This is a genomic window from Rugamonas fusca (assembly GCF_014042365.1).
Lineage (GTDB): Bacteria > Pseudomonadota > Gammaproteobacteria > Burkholderiales > Burkholderiaceae_D > Rugamonas > Rugamonas fusca.
This window is the reverse complement of the sequence record NZ_JACEZS010000021.1, coordinates 1-15593: the sequence shown is the minus strand read 5'-3', so window position 1 is coordinate 15593 and position 15593 is coordinate 1. Positions and strand designations below refer to the sequence as shown.

Annotated in this window: 13 protein-coding genes and 1 pseudogene; 12 read left to right on the top strand and 2 right to left on the bottom strand. The window is 59.8% G+C overall.

Going from position 1 to position 15593, the window contains the following annotated elements:
* Window positions 1-6: 6 nt before the first annotated feature.
* The 6 genes and pseudogenes from H3H36_RS20520 (at window position 7) to H3H36_RS20495 (ending at window position 6111) form a co-directional block, all read left to right on the top strand.
* Window positions 7-1596, top strand: coding sequence for an AMP-binding protein (locus H3H36_RS20520; RefSeq protein ID WP_182219952.1), 1590 nt, complete (start codon window positions 7-9; stop codon window positions 1594-1596).
* Window positions 1597-1657: 61 nt separating this feature from the next.
* Window positions 1658-2461: an SDR family NAD(P)-dependent oxidoreductase gene (locus H3H36_RS20515; protein ID WP_182219951.1), complete on the top strand. Its 804-nt coding sequence runs from the start codon at window positions 1658-1660 to the stop codon at window positions 2459-2461.
* A gap of 33 nt (window positions 2462-2494) precedes the next feature.
* Window positions 2495-3733: a thiolase family protein gene (locus H3H36_RS20510; protein ID WP_182219950.1), complete on the top strand. Its 1239-nt coding sequence runs from the start codon at window positions 2495-2497 to the stop codon at window positions 3731-3733.
* Between the two features lie 148 nt (window positions 3734-3881).
* Window positions 3882-4053: pseudogene (locus H3H36_RS20505) on the top strand (IS5/IS1182 family transposase); the annotation flags it as partial.
* Between the two features lie 187 nt (window positions 4054-4240).
* The gene (locus H3H36_RS20500) at window positions 4241-4411 is read left to right on the top strand and encodes a hypothetical protein (RefSeq protein WP_182219949.1); all 171 of its coding nucleotides are present in this window, start codon (window positions 4241-4243) and stop codon (window positions 4409-4411) included.
* Between the two features lie 203 nt (window positions 4412-4614).
* The gene (locus H3H36_RS20495) at window positions 4615-6111 is read left to right on the top strand and encodes a DUF1254 domain-containing protein (RefSeq protein WP_182219948.1); all 1497 of its coding nucleotides are present in this window, start codon (window positions 4615-4617) and stop codon (window positions 6109-6111) included.
* Window positions 6112-6477: 366 nt separating this feature from the next.
* On the opposite strand, the gene H3H36_RS20490 is transcribed toward H3H36_RS20495, so the two are convergent.
* Window positions 6478-7086, bottom strand: coding sequence for a response regulator (locus H3H36_RS20490; RefSeq protein WP_182219947.1), 609 nt, complete (start codon window positions 7084-7086; stop codon window positions 6478-6480).
* Window positions 7079-7456 (bottom strand): Hpt domain-containing protein, encoded by a 378-nt coding sequence (locus H3H36_RS20485; RefSeq protein ID WP_182219946.1) that lies wholly within the window; start codon window positions 7454-7456, stop codon window positions 7079-7081. Before H3H36_RS20485 ends, H3H36_RS20490 begins: the two co-directional genes overlap by 8 nt.
* Window positions 7457-7659: 203 nt before the next feature.
* Between H3H36_RS20485 and H3H36_RS20480 the strand changes: the two genes are divergently transcribed.
* From H3H36_RS20480 to H3H36_RS20455, 6 genes are all read left to right on the top strand, one after another.
* On the top strand, window positions 7660-9480 hold the full coding sequence (locus H3H36_RS20480; RefSeq protein WP_182219945.1) for a methyl-accepting chemotaxis protein: 1821 nt from the start codon (window positions 7660-7662) through the stop codon (window positions 9478-9480).
* A 1-nt stretch (window position 9481) separates the two neighbouring features.
* Complete coding sequence (locus H3H36_RS20475; RefSeq protein WP_182219944.1) at window positions 9482-9976, top strand: chemotaxis protein CheW; 495 nt, start codon at window positions 9482-9484, stop codon at window positions 9974-9976.
* A gap of 28 nt (window positions 9977-10004) precedes the next feature.
* Entirely contained in the window at window positions 10005-11048 is a 1044-nt protein-coding gene (locus H3H36_RS20470; RefSeq protein ID WP_182219943.1) for a porin, read from the top strand.
* A gap of 17 nt (window positions 11049-11065) precedes the next feature.
* Complete coding sequence (locus H3H36_RS20465; RefSeq protein WP_182219942.1) at window positions 11066-12226, top strand: HD domain-containing phosphohydrolase; 1161 nt, start codon at window positions 11066-11068, stop codon at window positions 12224-12226.
* Window positions 12227-12229: 3 nt separating this feature from the next.
* Entirely contained in the window at window positions 12230-14416 is a 2187-nt protein-coding gene (locus tag H3H36_RS20460; RefSeq protein ID WP_182219941.1) for an ATP-binding protein, read from the top strand.
* A gap of 125 nt (window positions 14417-14541) precedes the next feature.
* On the top strand, window positions 14542-15330 hold the full coding sequence (locus H3H36_RS20455; RefSeq protein WP_182219940.1) for a transporter substrate-binding domain-containing protein: 789 nt from the start codon (window positions 14542-14544) through the stop codon (window positions 15328-15330).
* Window positions 15331-15593 lie beyond the last annotated feature (263 nt).

The following is a 15593-nucleotide window of genomic DNA, read 5'->3' as shown; positions in this document are numbered from 1 at the left end:
GTCACCATGGCCATCATCGACTTTTTCGACCGCGGCTGGCGCATCAACCCGTCCGGCACCGCCTATATCCAGGACGAGCAGCGTTACAGCTTCGACCAGGTGGGCGCGCTGTCGTGCCGCATCGCCCACGCGCTGCTGGCTACCGGCCTGCCCAAGGAAAGCAAGGGCGCCGTCTGGGCCGGCAACGACGTCACGGCCTGGGCCTGCACGCTGGGCCTGTGGCGCGCCAACATGTGCTGGATACCCGTCGGCGCGCGCAACGCCGACGACGAGAACCAGTACTTGCTCGACGCCTTCGATTGCGAGATCCTGTTCTTCCAGGCGCAGTTCGCGCCGGTGGTGGCGGCGCTGCAACCGCGCCTGCCCAAGGTACGGCACTGGATCTGCATCGACCCGGCTGCGGGCGCGCAGCCATCCGCTGCCACCGAGGTTCCGGGCGCCGTGTCGCTGGCCGACTGGATCACCGGCCAGCCCGACACGCGTCCGGCCGTGCACTACGATCCGGACGACGTCATCATGCTGTCGGCCACCGGCGGCACCACCGGCAAGCCCAAGGGCGTGATGAATACCCACCGCAGCACCCAGACCTTCTGCGCCCATTTCATGATGACCTGCACATACGGCAGCGGCGAGCATCCCGTCAACCTGGCGGCCGCGCCGATGACGCATACGGCCGGCCTGCTGTCCCTGCCCTGCACGGCGCGCGGCGGCACGGTGGTGGTGTTGGGCGCGCCTGACCCTGCGTACCTGCTGCGGGCCATCGCCGGCCACCGGGTCACCGAACTGTTCCTGCCGCCCACGGTCATCTACCGCCTGCTGGAGCGCGCGGACGAAGTGCGGCAATACGACCTGTCCTCGCTGCGCTACCTGATGTACGGCGCCGCGCCCATGTCGGTGGAAAAACTGCGCCAGGCAATTGCCCTGTTCGGCCCCGTCCTGACGGGCGGCTACGGCCAGACGGAATGCCCGGCGTCGATCGCCTACCTGCCGCCGGACGAGCACTTCATCGACGGCCAGCTGGCCGGCGACGAACGGCTGTCATCGGTGGGCCGGCCCAACCCGCTGGTCACGGTGGAGATCATGGACGAGGCCAACGCCATCCTGCCGCAGGGACGCACCGGCGAAATCTGCGTGCGCGGCGACCTGCTCATGAAGGGCTACTACCAGGCGCCCGAACAGACCGCCGCCACCATCGTCGACGGCTGGCTGCACACGGGCGACATCGGCCACATCGACGCGGACGGCTATCTGCACATCACGGACCGCAAGAAGGACATGATCATCTCGGGCGGCTTCAACGTCTACCCGAGCGAGGCCGAACAGGTGATCTGGAGCCATCCCGCCGTGCGCGACTGCGCCGTCATCGGCGTGCCCGACTCGCAATGGGGCGAAGCCGTCAAGGCGGTGGTGGAACTGAACGCGGGCCAGCACGTGGACGCGGCGGAACTGATCGCCCTGTGCAAGCATAAGCTCGGTTCCGTCAAGTCGCCCAAGACGATCGACTTCGTGGCATCGCTGCCGCGCAGCCCCGTCGGCAAGGTGCTGAAGAAGGAACTACGCCAGCAGTACTGGGCCGGCACGGATCGCAAGATTTAAGCCGCCCCACCGCATCAACCCTTGCGGCATGGACCGCCAAGTGTGACCGAATAGAGGAATCATGAACTGCTTCAACCACAAAGTGGCCGTCGTCACCGGCGCCGGCTCCGGCATCGGCCGCGCGCTGGCGCTGCAACTGGCCGGCCACGGCGCGCGCCTGGCCCTGTCGGACATCAACGCCACCGCGCTGGCCGAGACCATGGCGGCCCTGCCCGCCGGCACCGAGGCGCGCGCCTACAGCTTCGACATCGCCAACCGCGACGCCGTATTCCTGCACGCGCTGGAGGTCCAGCGCGACTTCGGCACGGCCCACTACGTCATCAACAACGCTGGCGCCACCATGGTCGGTACCTTTGCCCATCTGAGCACGGACGAAATCGCGTGGCAGCTGGACATCAACATGTGGGGCGTCATTTACGGCAGCAAGGCCTTCCTGCCGATGATGCTGGCCCAGCGTGAAGGCTGCATCGTCAACATCTCGAGCGTGTTCGGCCTGGTGGGCTTTCCCCTGCAAAGCGCCTACAACATCTCCAAGTTTGCCGTGCGCGGACTGACGGAATGCCTGTGGAGCGAACTGGCCGGCACCGGCGTGCGCGCCGTCTGCGTCCACCCAGGCGGCATCAAGACCAACATCGACAAGGCAGGCCGGCGCTGTGCCGCCGCCGGCAGCGAGGAGCGACGCTTCGATCAGCTGGCCACAAAGATGCTGGTGACGCCGCCCGAACGCTGCGCGGCCGACATCCTGAAAGGGATCGCCAGCGGCAAGCGCCGCATCCTGACGGGCAAGTTGTCCACCACGCTGTACTGGCTGGCCCGCTTGCTGCCCAATGCCTACCCACGCCTGTTCGGCCTGATCACGGGCTGAGTGCTCCGGCCAACACCAACCAGGACTCCAGACATGAGCAACATCTACATCGCCGGCATCGCCATGACCGTCTTCGGACGCCACCCTGACCATTCGCTGCACGACATGGCGGGCGAAGCGTTGCGAGGCGCCCTGCGCGACGCCAACTGCGACATCGGCGCGCTGGGCGCGGCCTACTACGCCGGCATGACCAACGGCCCGCTACAGGGCCAGATCGCGATCCCGGGCCAAGTGGTGCTGAGCAAGATCGGCATCCACAGCATCCCCATCTACAACGTGGAAAACGCCTGCGCCTCCGGCAGCACGGCGGTGCACCTGGCCGTGCAGGGCTTGCGCGCGGGCGCGACCGACGTGGCGCTGGCGCTGGGGGCGGAAAAGATGAACATCCCCGACAAGCTCAAGGCCTTTTCCATCTTCGAGGCAGGCTGGGACGTCGCGCGCGCCGAGGAAAACTACCAGACACTGGTGACGATGGGCGCTGGCATCACGCCGCCGCCGGGCTCGGAGTCGGACAAGCCGTACAGCAAGTTCATGTCCATCTACGCCGCCATGTGCCGCTGGCACATGGCCACCTACGGCACCACCCAGCGCCAGATCGCCGCCGTGTGCGCGAAGAATCACCAGCATTCGGTGCACAACCCCTACTCCCAGTTCCGCAAGCCGTTCACCATCGAGGAAGTGCTGGCGGCCCCGCCCATCACCTATCCGATCACGTTGCCCATGTGCGCCCCCCTGTCGGACGGCGCCGCCGCCGCCATCCTGTGCACCGAGGCTGGGCTCAAGCGCATCGGCGCCGACCCCAGGCGCTGCATCAAGATCGCCGCCAGCGTCATGCGCAGCTTCGGCACGCGCGGCCTGGACCGGCCGGATCTGCACGTGAGCCGCCTGGCGGCCCTGCAGGCGTATGAGAGCGCCGGCCTCGGCCCGACCGACATGGACGTGGCCGAAGTCCACGATGCTTCCGCCATGGGCGAGATCATCCAGGCCGAGAACCTGGGCCTGGCGCCGCCCGGCGAAGGCGGCATCTGCGCCGAGCGCGGCGACTTTACCGTCGGCGGCCGCCTGCCCATCAATCCGTCGGGCGGACTGGAATCGAAGGGCCACCCGCTGGGCGCCACTGGCATCGGCCAGCTGTACGAACTGGTCACCCAGCTTCGCGGCGAAGCGGGCGCACGCCAGGTCGATGGCGCGCGCCACGCGATCCAGGAGAACGGCGGCGGTCTGCAAGGGATCGAGGAAGCGGCAGTCGCCATCCACATCCTGAGCAAGTAGCCGCACGGCCAACGGCCATGCACCATGGACCAGCGGCGCGCAAAACAAAAGGCTTGCGACAATCTGTCGCAAGCCTTTTTATGCAATTCTGGGTGGGAAGTGCACGTTTCGAACTTGCGCCCCCTGCAGTGTGAATGCAGTGCTCTACCGCAAGCGGAAGGCGGCCAGCGGCGAACACCGCCGCGCGCTCGCCGAAACCTTGATGTACCGTCCGAAGCTGCTGACCTGCCGGGAACGGGCCGCGCGCGATCGGGGCGCAGGCGACCGGGGTAGCAATTCGTGTGGGTGTACTCAACCGCATGACCGCGCTGGCCCGCCCTCCGTTCGTATGGCGTAAATTTGTGCTTATCTGCCAAGCTGCAGACGCAGAAGCTTGCCTCCTCCATGCATTTTCAGCAGCATGAAGATGGCGGGAACTCACAAGTTCTTTGGCGCGCTGTCTCACATAATCGTCCCATCAACCGTTCGCGCCGCCAACGGCGTAGCAGCCATCCAACTCGAGAATCCATGGCCGTTCCAGACCTGAAGGACAAGCACATGCTGAAGCCCGGTGCCGCCACGGGCAAAAACAACGAACATCTCGTTCCGGCCCGCGAATTCGCCAAGCTGACCGATTACCCAAGGGCAAGTTCGACAGCGGCTGGGATGCCTACCGGGCCCGCGCCTTCGCGCGCCTGAAAGCCATGGGCTCGATTCCGGTCGATGGTCGAACGTCTAGCAAACATGCCAACGCATGGCGAACACCTCGACCGAGCTGAACGGGGCCGTAACGCGCCCCGGGCTGATCGCCAGATATGACGTGAAATAACAAATTCTCCACAGCGAAATTGATTGCATTTATGCCAAAAGTTACTTCCAGATACATTAAACGGGACAAAGTCATGAAGCGTATTCTCAGTATTTCACTGCTTTTAGCAGCCGGATTTGCATTTGCACAACAAAAACCGCAACCCTATCGCATGACAACGCCCGTGCCACCAGGGATCGCGACGCCGGACAAAGTGACGACGAGCCTGGGTACATTGAGTTTTCACGATGGCGTCCCGGATGACGCTACTGCGCGCAAGGTCTACGACAATCTTGATGCACAACGTGCGCTGCAGGCTTATCTGGACGCGCTGCCAGCAGTATCGATGATGGCGATGGTACGGGGACTAGACCAGTTTGGAGCGGTCAATCGAACTGCCGTAATGCACGAGGCCAGGATGGATTCGAAGTCGTTGTTCCTGACGGCCAATACCAACACGACTTACACCTGGATGCATCTGAGTACGAAGAATGGGCCGTTGGTGGTCGAAGTGCCGCCGAAGGTGCTCGGTTTGTTCGACGATAGCTGGTTCCGCTGGGTTGGCGATATCGGCATTCTCGGCGCTGACAAGGGCGCGGGGGGCAAGTATCTCCTGTTGCCACCGGACTGGAAAGGTGAGATTCCCGAGGGCTACCATGTGCTGCATTCGCGCACCTACACAGTGTGGGGCGGGTTTCGGACATTCCCTGTCAACGGCGATTACAAGCCGGGGATCGATCTGGTTGAAAAAACGATGCGCATTTATCCGCTGACCGATGCGGGCAATCCGCCGGCGCTACATTTCGAACATGTCTCGGGCAAATACTTCAACACGATTGCGCCAGGCGACACGCAAGTTTTTTCGATGATTCATCAGTTCCTGCAGGAAGAGCCAAACTCGGCGATCGATGCTGTGACATTGGGTAATCTGGCAGCGATCGGTATCGTGAAGGGAAAGCCATTCGCACCTGATGCGCGGATGAAAAAAATTCTCGCCGACGCTGCGAAGATCGGCGATGCGACTGTGCGCGCGATGACCTATCGGCAGCGTAATCCTGACGCTTATTTCTACCCGGGCAGTGCATGGCGCACTGGTTTCCTCGGCGGCTATCTGTTCGAGAACAACGGCGTGCGCGAACTGGATTCTTACTATTCATTCTTTTTCTACGCGACCGGCGTCACACCAGCGATGGAAATGAAGGTCATTGGCAAGGGATCTCAGTACGCGGCGGCGTTTGTCGATTCAAAAGGTCGTGGATTCGATGGCAGTCATACCTACAAGCTGCATTTGCCGGCGAATATTCCTGTGAAGGATTTCTGGTCGCTGATCGCCTACGACACTCAGACGCGTTCAATGCTGCAAACCGACCAGCAGTATCCCCAAGTTGGCAGCCAGAGCCCTGGTCTGAAAATGAATACCGATGGTTCGATCGACGTCTACTTCGGACCGAAGGCGCCGGCAGGACGCGATGGCAATTGGGTGCAAACCGTTCCGGGTAAGGGCTGGAGCGTGTTGTTGCGTCTGTATGGCGCGCTGGAACCCTGGTTCGACAAAACCTGGCGCCCTGGCGAGTTCGAGCGCATGGATTGAAATCGACGCATATCATCTTAGGCGTCAGAAAAATCATCGGTGTGCATGGCTGAGAAACACTGTTGGAGACCTCATCTGGCCATGCTGCGGAGCGTGTAAGAACTGCAGTGAACCGGGGGGGCGGCGCGCAAACGAACAATCAACTTGCCTGAGCGCGGGTATCTCTGAATTTCAGAGATACCCAATCGAACAGTCACTTACGCCCACGCCGCGTTTCGCCTTTCCGCTCGCTGCAACACAATCCGGATTGCATCGTGCTATTGGTCGGGCGGATATTGGTACTTCCGCAAAATCCGCTTCACCGCAAACTGTAATCTAGCGTGCTCGCTTACGCGCCTTGACCCATGGTAAGTATCGACGTCGCACCTACCATGCGATTTGTTGCCATGCTGAAACTAGCGCAACCTGTGCCATATCGGGCTCGATTGGCTTAGGGATCAATAACACCTTGGGCGGCAAGCCCCCCATCTCGGCGATCCGTGCAGGCTTGAGCGACGTGATGGCGACCAGCAGGCGTGGCTTGCTGTTCTCCATTTGGCTTAGCTGCCGCAGCACTTCCAGGCCGTTCATATGCGGCATGACGATGTCGCTCAGTACGATGTCAGGTTTGAACTGACCGATCATCAGTAGTGCTTCAATACCATTGGCGGCCTGATACAGCCGGGCATGAGGCCAGGTAGCGGCGATCACTGCGCTGGCTACTTCGCGGTCAATCGCGTCGTCCTCCACCAATAATATAGTCGGCGGACTGGTCGACGGGGCGACTGGCTTGTCCTGGTTGCGCTGTGCCCGGAACTCGTGAGCACTTTGTGCATCAATACGACGGTGGCCTCCCGGCGTTTTCCAGGCCATTAACAAGCCTTGATCTACCCAGCGTTGCACTGTCGGCTGAGAGACGCCTAGAAGTCGCGCTACTTCGGTGGTCGAATAGGATGGCTGCTCGGCAGGAGTTAGTGATGCGGTTGCGTCATTCATATAAATCGCCCGGGCGGCTTGTTATGGCTTGCTGCGCAAGATGCGCTCCGATGGTATCAATCACCCGCGCATGTTCTTCTGTTAACGCCAGGGCCAGTGTCATGGCTCGCTCAAGAGCAGCATCGCGTAAGGCCTCTTCAAGGGTGCTGGCCAGCTCTGACAAGGCAATCGCCCCAACCAGCCCCGCCCGTGACACCAAACCATGCGCCAAGACAATAGCTGTTGGAAGGTCGTTGTTGAGCGCCGCAGTAATCTGGCGACAAACATCCTTTTGATCATCCAAAAAAATACGCAAAAACCGAAAATATAGTTCGGGCTTACCAAGGGAGCGTCGTAATCCTGTGTCGATGCATATAGGTGAGGTTGGCATAGTGCACCCAGTAGAAATGTAATTCCCATGCAGGTTTCGCTGCAAATAAAGCAATCTTGCGGTACCCATTGTATATGATTTGAAAGTTTTTCGTAAAAATGTTTCTTTTGTGTGATTTTCGTGATTTGTATGTTTGGTTTGTTTGTTTTGACTGATTCATATGATAAATTGCTGCCTAGAATCACTCAAACATGGAGAACAACATGAAAGCAGCCAGCATCAAGCGGATGTTTGTCGCCTCGATAGTCGTCATGGTGAGCTTGCTCGCCTTACTGGGCTTCGGTATCCAACAACTGGGTAACGCGTCGGACGCAGTCGCCAAGGCAAATGAATCGCGCTACGCGTCCTACCTGCTGGCCGACGAAATGCGCCAGAGCTCGGATGACTTGACCCGATTGGCCAGGACCTATGTGGTCAGTGGCGAGCCAAAATGGGAGCAGCAGTACCTGGAAATCCTCGCCATCCGCGAAGGCAGCAAGCCGCGTCCAAACGAGTATGAAAAGATCTACTGGGACTTCCGTGCGGCTGATATTGACCCCGGAAAGGGCACTGGCACCGCCATTTCGCTGAACGAACTAATGAAACGTGCCGGCTTTACAGAAGCAGAGTTTGGCAAGTTGAAGGAAGCGGGCCAAAATTCGAACGACTTGGTCAAAACAGAAACCATCGCGATGAACTTGGCCAAAGGTCTGTATGCCGACGAGAACGGCGGCTTCACTAAGAAGGGCGAGCCGGACTTGGCCAAGGCGCGCGAAATGATGCACGACCGTACCTACCATGCCAATAAAGCCAAGATCATGAAGCCGGTCGACGAATTCCTGACCATGCTCGATACGCGTACCAAGGGCGATATTGCCGCCGCCGAAGCCATCAAACAAAAATGGTTCGTCGGTTTGGGTTTAATGGCCGTGCTGATGCTGGTCAGCATGACCGTGGTACTGACCTACGTGTACCGCCAGATCGCCGCTTCCCTTCGTCGTGCAGTGAACTTGTCCGATGCCATGGCTCAGGGCGACCTGTCTCTCAGCATAGACACGACTGGCCCAACGGAGGTGGCTCAGTTAATGACGTCCCTCAATTCGATGCAGGACAACTTGGTGAAGGTGGTGGCCGAGGTGCGCACTGGTTCCGAAAACGTGGCAACGGCCTCCAGCGAAATTGCCCAGGGAAATATGGACTTAAGCGGCCGCACCGAATCCCAGGCAAGCGCGCTGGAACAGACCGCGGCGTCGATGGAGGAACTGAGTTCGACCGTCAAGCAGAACGCCGACAACGCCCGTCAAGCCAATCAACTGGCGCAAAACGCATCGGCCGTTGCAACCAGCGGCGGCGAAGTGGTCAGCCAGGTGGTCGATACCATGAAGCAGATCAGCGATGCCAGCACCAAGATTGCCGACATCATCAGTGTGATTGACGGCATTGCGTTCCAGACCAATATCTTGGCTCTGAATGCCGCTGTTGAAGCAGCGCGCGCGGGTGAACAGGGGCGTGGCTTTGCTGTGGTTGCAACCGAGGTACGCAGCCTTGCCGGTCGCAGCGCCGAAGCGGCTAAAGAAATCAAACGCCTGATTGCCGACAGTGTTGAACGCGTCGAGCAAGGCTGCACTCTGGCCGATAACGCCGGTTCAACCATGGAGAAGATCGTCACCGAGATTCAGCGAGTGGCAGACATCATGGGTGAGATTAGTTCCGCCAGCGTAGAGCAGGACCAGGGCGTCACCCAGGTCGGCGAGGCCGTGACCGAAATGGACCACACTACCCAGCAAAATGCTGCGCTGGTGGAGGAAATGGCCGCCGCAGCGACCGGGCTGAAGACCCAGGCGGCAGACCTGGTGCGCACTGTTTCGATCTTTAAACTGTCGGCGCGGGATGACGCGCGCAGCACGGCAAGCGCAGCGCGCGCGCCGACCGCGCCTGCTGTCCGTCCGCTGCCCCTGACGGCCCGCCCAACAAAGCGCGTCGCGCTAACCAAGGCCAATCCGGCATCAATCAAAGAAGCTACCACCGATTGGGAGGAATTCTGAGATGACGACTGCTTCGCATACCCCGCTTGCGTTTGACGGCGAGCAGCCACTGGAATTTCTAGCCTTTAAGATCGGTCAGGAAGAATACGGCATCGACATCCAGTCGGTACAAGAGTTGCGCGGCTACGATGCCGTCACTCGTATCGCTAATGCCCCCGAACACGTCAAAGGCGTAACCAATCTGCGCGGGGTGATCGTGCCGATCGTGGATCTGCGCATCAAGTTCGGCCAGCCTGAACCGACTTATGACGCGCTAACCGTCGTAGTGGTTGTTAACCATGGTGGCCGCGCGGTCGGCATGGTAGTCGATGCCGTGTCAGATGTGATCAGCGTGATTCAGGCTGAGTGCAAGCCCGCACCGGCTATGGGCCAGTCCATCGACACTGATTACACGCTTGCGATTGCCACGCTGGGCGAACGTCTGCTGGCCTTACTTGATGTGGGCGCCCTGTTGCACGGTCTGTTCAGCGGCGAAGCGGCGGCGCTTGCCGCTTAATCGCTCGCTGCCCGATAAAGAAGGAACTATGCACCATTTTGTAAGGACTACCGGCATCACCACCCTGTGCAGCTTGTGCGCCGTGGCTTCTGCTCAGAGCGCTGTCACCATGTATGGCAATATCGACACGGGCCTAACTAGCATCAGCAATTTCAACGTCGCTAGCGGCTCCGGTGTACGCCTGTCGAACGGTTACCTGAGTCCTTCGCAGTTGGGCTTCAGGGGCCGCGAAGACTTGGGTGGCGGCATGACCGCCCTCTTCAACTTACAAACTGGTTTTGACGCTGGAACTGGTCGCTACGGCGGCGTGTTGTTTGGTCGCAATGCCTACGTTGGCTTGGAGACCAGCGCCGGTACCGTGACGATTGGCCGCCAGTGGGTGCTAAGCGACGACTGGATGACGGGTAATATTTTTCAGCCGGGCTGGACTGCCGGTTCCTTGCTGCACCTGAGCGGATTTGACGCCACAAGCGATCTGTTCAACAACAGCGTCAAGGTCGTTACCCCGCGTAGCGGCGGCCTGCAGGCAGGGATGATGTATAGTCTGGATGAAAGCAAGATGGCTGCCATGCCAGGGCGCGAATTTAACGCCGGTGTCAACTATGCGCAGGAGGGCTATTATCTCGCCGGCACCTTTTATTCTGAGGCTGACGGCAACGGCTCAGGTCGCAGCAACATCTTGTGGACCGCGGGCGGCAATCTCCACCTGGGCAGCGCCACCCGCTTGCGTGGAGGCTACTCCGACAGCAAGGTGGAAGGCAACGGCCAGTATTTGTCTGGTAATAACGGCGCGCCATTCCATGCCAGCGTGTGGGGGGTTGGCATCGACCAGGAGCTGCAAGCCCAGCTGCGTCTGGCGGCGGACGTGCTGTATCGTCGCGATCGCCAGCACGTTCAGTCCAGCACAATCTTGCGCCTGACATTGACGCGCAGCCTGTCGCGTCGCACCGATCTGCTGGCCAGCGTGGCACACCTGAGTAACAGGGGCGGCGCGATGGAAGTCCTGGAGGGCGCGCCAGCCGCCAACCTGACGCAGACCGGCCTGGCGCTCATCGTGCGTCACGCATTTTAAACAAGGGGGGATCCGCAATGTCAGAACTAAAAGCTCTCTCGCCAGCTCCGGAAGTCGCCCTGCGATCTACCGTACTGGTGGTCGATGACATTGCGGAAAACCTGATGGTACTGGGCGAATTGCTTAGCGACGAATTCCACGTCCGCGTCGCCAACTGCGGCGAGCAGGCACTGCAAGCGGCCCTGATCACACCGGCGCCGTCCCTGATCTTACTCGATGTGATGATGCCCGACCTGGACGGCTATCAGGTCCTGCAACGCTTGCAGGCCGACGAGGCCACCCGTCAAATCCCGGTGATTTTCGTGTCGGCCATGGGACGCGTCGAAGACGAGGAGCGCGGCCTGAGCATGGGCGCGGTCGATTACGTCAACAAACCTTTCAATCCTTCCGTGGTGTTGGCCCGGGTTCGCACCCACGTGGAGCTGAAGGCAGCGCGCGACCGCCTGGCCACCGACCGGCGCTGGTTACAGGCCGAAGTCGAGCGGCGTACCCGGCACAGCGCCCTGGTGCAAGACCTGAGTCTGCAGGCGATGGCCTACCTGGCGGAGGCCCGCGATCAGGAGTCAGGCAAGCATATCGTCCGGACCCAGACCTATGTGCGATTGCTGGCCACCGCCTTGTGCGATCACGAACGCTTTGCGCCAGCCCTGCGCGATGGCCGCTTGGAGCAGGTGGTCAAAGCGGCCCCGCTGCACGATGTGGGCAAGGTCGGCATTCCCGATGCCATCCTGTGCAAGCCCGGCCGCCTGACGGCGGACGAATTTGAATGCATGAAATCGCATGCCCGCATCGGTGCCGATGCGTTGGATCGTGCCATTGCCCAGACACGTCAGTCCAGTCAGGATTTCGATGCCGCGCTGTTGGAAGAAGTCTGCGGTTTCCTGCAAGTGGGCTGTGAAATCGCGCTGTGCCATCATGAAAAATGGGATGGCAGCGGCTATCCGGCCGGCTTGCGTGGCGACGCAATTCCAGTCTCGGCGCGTCTGATGGCGCTGGCCGACGTCTTCGATGCCCTGATGTGCAAGCGCGTCTATAAGCCGGCGCTTTCCTTCAATGAGACTTGCTCCATTATCGCGGCGGGCCGTGGCAGCCATTTCGATCCAGCCGTGGTCGATGCCTTTCAGGCGTGTCTGCCGGAGTTTGAGGCGGTCGCGCTGCGCTTTGCCGATCCTGACTGAACGATGAAAATTCAGACTGCCAGCCGTCTGTTGACTGGGCTATTGAGCCTGATGTCCTTGCTAAGTTTGGGCATGTTCCTGTGGTCAACCGCATATATGGAACGCTGCCAGGAAAGCCTGTCACACCAGTTGAACGATACCATGTCGGCAATCCAGTTTCGTCAGGGCAGCGATACGCTGACGGCGGCCGTGCGTGCCTATGCCGCGACGGGCGAACAACGCTATCGGGATGAATTCGAGATCGAGCTGACCCAAGTCAGGCAACGTGAGAACGCCATCCGTCAGCTGGTGCTGCAAAATGACAATGCGCGGGAAACTACGCTGATTATGGCCGCCAAGCGTGCGTCGGACGAGCTGGTGGAACTCGAGCGACGCATCTTCCAGGCTTCCGCTGAGCATCGTCGCGATGAAGCGCTGGAACTTGCCTACGGTGCCGAATACTGGAAAAAGAAAGCCGCGGTGCTGGCTCCGATCACCGAGGCCATGATTACGATTTCGCAGCGCCGCTCCGCCGAGTCGCAACAAGCGATCGAGGCCGCCCAACATGTACGTCTGGCTGCTGTTGTGATCACCCTGCTCAACGTTGCCTCCGTGTTGGCGGTGCTGCTAGGCTATTACGCACGACGCGTGATAATGCCACTGTCGCGTATCGGCACGCGGTTGGTGCGGCTCGGTGATGGTGAATCCGATATTCATTTCGAGGACCCCAGCGCCGCGGAAGAATTGCGTGAATTTAATGCCATGTTGGAGCGACATGCACAGGTGGTTCAATCTATGTACCAGCACCGCCAGGACTTATCTCAAGCACACCGTCAGCAGCTTGCTATTTTTAATGCAGCCAGTTCCGGCATTGCCTTCACACGCGAGCACCGCATCGTTGACTGCAATGAATTGTTGGCGCAGAAGCTCGGTTACCCACGCGAACATTTGATCGGCATGCCCACCTCGGAGCTTTTCTTGGACCCGGTGACGCCAGCGGACCAGGCGCGCAGCTTGACTACCCTGCGTGGTATCGGAATTGATCGCTATGAACGGCAAATGGTGCGTCGCTCAGGCGAACCGTTCTGGGCCAGGTTGAGTGGCAAGATGTTTGACGTCGATGACATCAGCCAAGGCTCTGTGTGGGTGGTAGACGATATCAGTGCCGAACGTTTAGCTAACGAACGGATGGCTGAAGCGCGACGTATGGCTGATGAGGTGATGCAGTTGAAGTCCAATTTCCTGGCCAATATGAGCCATGAAATCCGTACACCCATGAGCGCCATCCTGGGTATGTTGCATTTGCTAGGCAACACTGGACTGGATGCCCGCCAGCTTGATTACCTGCGCCGAATCGACATCGCTAGCAAGCACTTGCTGGAAATGCTGAATGCGGTACTGGATTTTTCAAAGCTGGAAGCCGGCCAGATTCAGGTCGAGGAAATTGAATTCGACCTGGAGCGATTGTGCGAAGATGTCTGTGCCATGTTGCGGGTGGTGGCCGAAGCGAAGGCGATAGACCTGTTGTTACAGGTAGCACCGGGCTTGCCGCGCGTCCTGCTCGGCGATCCGACGCGGCTGTCGCAAATTCTCATCAACTACACCAACAACGCGCTCAAATTCACGGATGCCGGCCAGGTCGAGATCAAAGTGGAGGGCTTGGCGCAGACGGACGGCATGTTGATGCTTCGGGTCGAGGTGCATGATAGTGGCATAGGTCTGACCTCCGAGCAATGCTGTAAGCTGTTCCAGAGCTTCGTGCAGGCGGAAGGCGCAACCACGCGACGCTATGGCGGCAGTGGCCTCGGGCTGGCGATCTGCAAGGGGCTGGCTGAACTAATGGGCGGTAAGGTCGGGGTTAGCAGCACGCCCGGCGTCGGTTCGATTTTTTGGTTCACGGCGTTGGTCAGGGTGCCGGTCAAGTCAGCGATGGCAGCGGAAACGATACCGACGCTGGCACCGGCCAGGTTGCCGGATTTGCATGACCCCAAGATGACGGAAAGTGTTCAGGTCGGTGGCGTTGATGCGAAAGCGCTGTTGTTGAAGATTGCGAATGGACTGAGCCGTAACGAATTCAGCGTGCGCGAACTGATTGTTCAAAACGAGTCACAGCTGCGCAAGTGCTTGGGAGAGACGTACGGACCTTTGCGGGGCGCTGTCGAACAGTTTGATTTTGCCCATGCGCGTAAGCTGTGGCCCAAAAAGTTATAACACAAGTCAGCTAACCACCGTTTTCCCGGCCTCGCGCAAGAATTCTGGCATTGTTTTCTAGCCTATACGCCATGATTGGCAGGAAAGATGTACGCGGAAGCCGACAGCTAAGCTATCATAAAAACATGCGTCGCTCACTTGCTGCCGTTATCCTCTTCTTCGCCACATGGTCATCGAATGCGGCGGTGCCTTTGCGCATCTGCACAGATGGAGGCATACGCTTGCCGACGATCATGACGTCGGACGGGCAAGGCATAGTTGATCAGTTGATCCGCGACGCTGCGCGTGAAGTCGGCATGGAGGTCGAGTTCAGGGTTGCGCCCACAGCTCGTTGCCGGGAGGAGGTCAATCACGACTTGGCCGACGCCTTTCCCGTTGTGCCATATACCCGCTTACTGACAGCGATTTTTGCCTACCCAATGCGCGGCCAAGGCGCTGATCCGGCGCGGGCCGTAGTTCGTGAGCGCGTCTTTGTTTTCCGGCGGGTCGGCACTTCAGTTGATTGGAATGGGCGCCGTTTCAGTGGCCTGCAAACGCCGGTGCTGGTGCCGGCCGCTGCAGCGCTGCTGCTCGACCACTTGGCTGTTTTGCAGGTGCCGGTCGATATGAGCGGCCACTCGCCGCAATCTGTGTTCGACAAGCTGCTTGCGAAGCGTGCCGATGCGGCGCTGTGCTGGGAGCTTGCCTGTGCCATGCTGTTGGCCAAGTTGCCTTACGCCGACAAGGTCGAAATGCTACCGACGCCGTTTACCGACGAACTGTACTATTTTGGGATATCGCGACGGTTCTACGAAGCTCATACGGATCAGGTGGAGCGCCTGTGGGATGCTATTGGGCATATCGCTCAAAGCCAAGCCTACAAACAAAAATACCGGAGCGTGGTCGACGACCTGAAGAAAAAGTCCAAACGCTAACCACGCGGCTAGCCCAGTCGCTCACGCCATTGCTGTGCGCGACACGCCACCACGACAAACAATTGGCCTACGAACGAGCGGCACCTCAGCAGCGACAGCATCACGACGCCGCGGCCAGGCCATCGCCACTGACCTGCCAAGACCGCGCATCCGCCAACAAATCCTGGAACGCCGAAGCGGGGATGGGTTTGCTGATTAAGTACCCCTGTGCTTCATCGCAACCGGCCGATCGCAAGAAGGCCAACTGCGCTTCGGTTTCGACG

Excerpts from the sequence above, each read along its gene's own strand:
- H3H36_RS20520 (WP_182219952.1), top strand. The coding sequence starts at position 7 with ATGGCCATCATCGACTTTTTCGACCGCGGCTGGCGCATCAACCCGTCC.
- H3H36_RS20515 (WP_182219951.1), top strand. The coding sequence starts at position 1,658 with ATGAACTGCTTCAACCACAAAGTGGCCGTCGTCACCGGCGCCGGCTCC.
- H3H36_RS20510 (WP_182219950.1), top strand. The coding sequence starts at position 2,495 with ATGAGCAACATCTACATCGCCGGCATCGCCATGACCGTCTTCGGACGC.
- H3H36_RS20500 (WP_182219949.1), top strand. The coding sequence starts at position 4,241 with ATGGCCGTTCCAGACCTGAAGGACAAGCACATGCTGAAGCCCGGTGCC.
- H3H36_RS20495 (WP_182219948.1), top strand. The coding sequence starts at position 4,615 with ATGAAGCGTATTCTCAGTATTTCACTGCTTTTAGCAGCCGGATTTGCA.
- H3H36_RS20490 (WP_182219947.1), bottom strand. The coding sequence starts at position 7,086 with ATGAATGACGCAACCGCATCACTAACTCCTGCCGAGCAGCCATCCTAT.
- H3H36_RS20485 (WP_182219946.1), bottom strand. The coding sequence starts at position 7,456 with ATGCCAACCTCACCTATATGCATCGACACAGGATTACGACGCTCCCTT.
- H3H36_RS20480 (WP_182219945.1), top strand. The coding sequence starts at position 7,660 with ATGAAAGCAGCCAGCATCAAGCGGATGTTTGTCGCCTCGATAGTCGTC.
- H3H36_RS20475 (WP_182219944.1), top strand. The coding sequence starts at position 9,482 with ATGACGACTGCTTCGCATACCCCGCTTGCGTTTGACGGCGAGCAGCCA.
- H3H36_RS20470 (WP_182219943.1), top strand. The coding sequence starts at position 10,005 with ATGCACCATTTTGTAAGGACTACCGGCATCACCACCCTGTGCAGCTTG.
- H3H36_RS20465 (WP_182219942.1), top strand. The coding sequence starts at position 11,066 with ATGTCAGAACTAAAAGCTCTCTCGCCAGCTCCGGAAGTCGCCCTGCGA.
- H3H36_RS20460 (WP_182219941.1), top strand. The coding sequence starts at position 12,230 with ATGAAAATTCAGACTGCCAGCCGTCTGTTGACTGGGCTATTGAGCCTG.
- H3H36_RS20455 (WP_182219940.1), top strand. The coding sequence starts at position 14,542 with ATGCGTCGCTCACTTGCTGCCGTTATCCTCTTCTTCGCCACATGGTCA.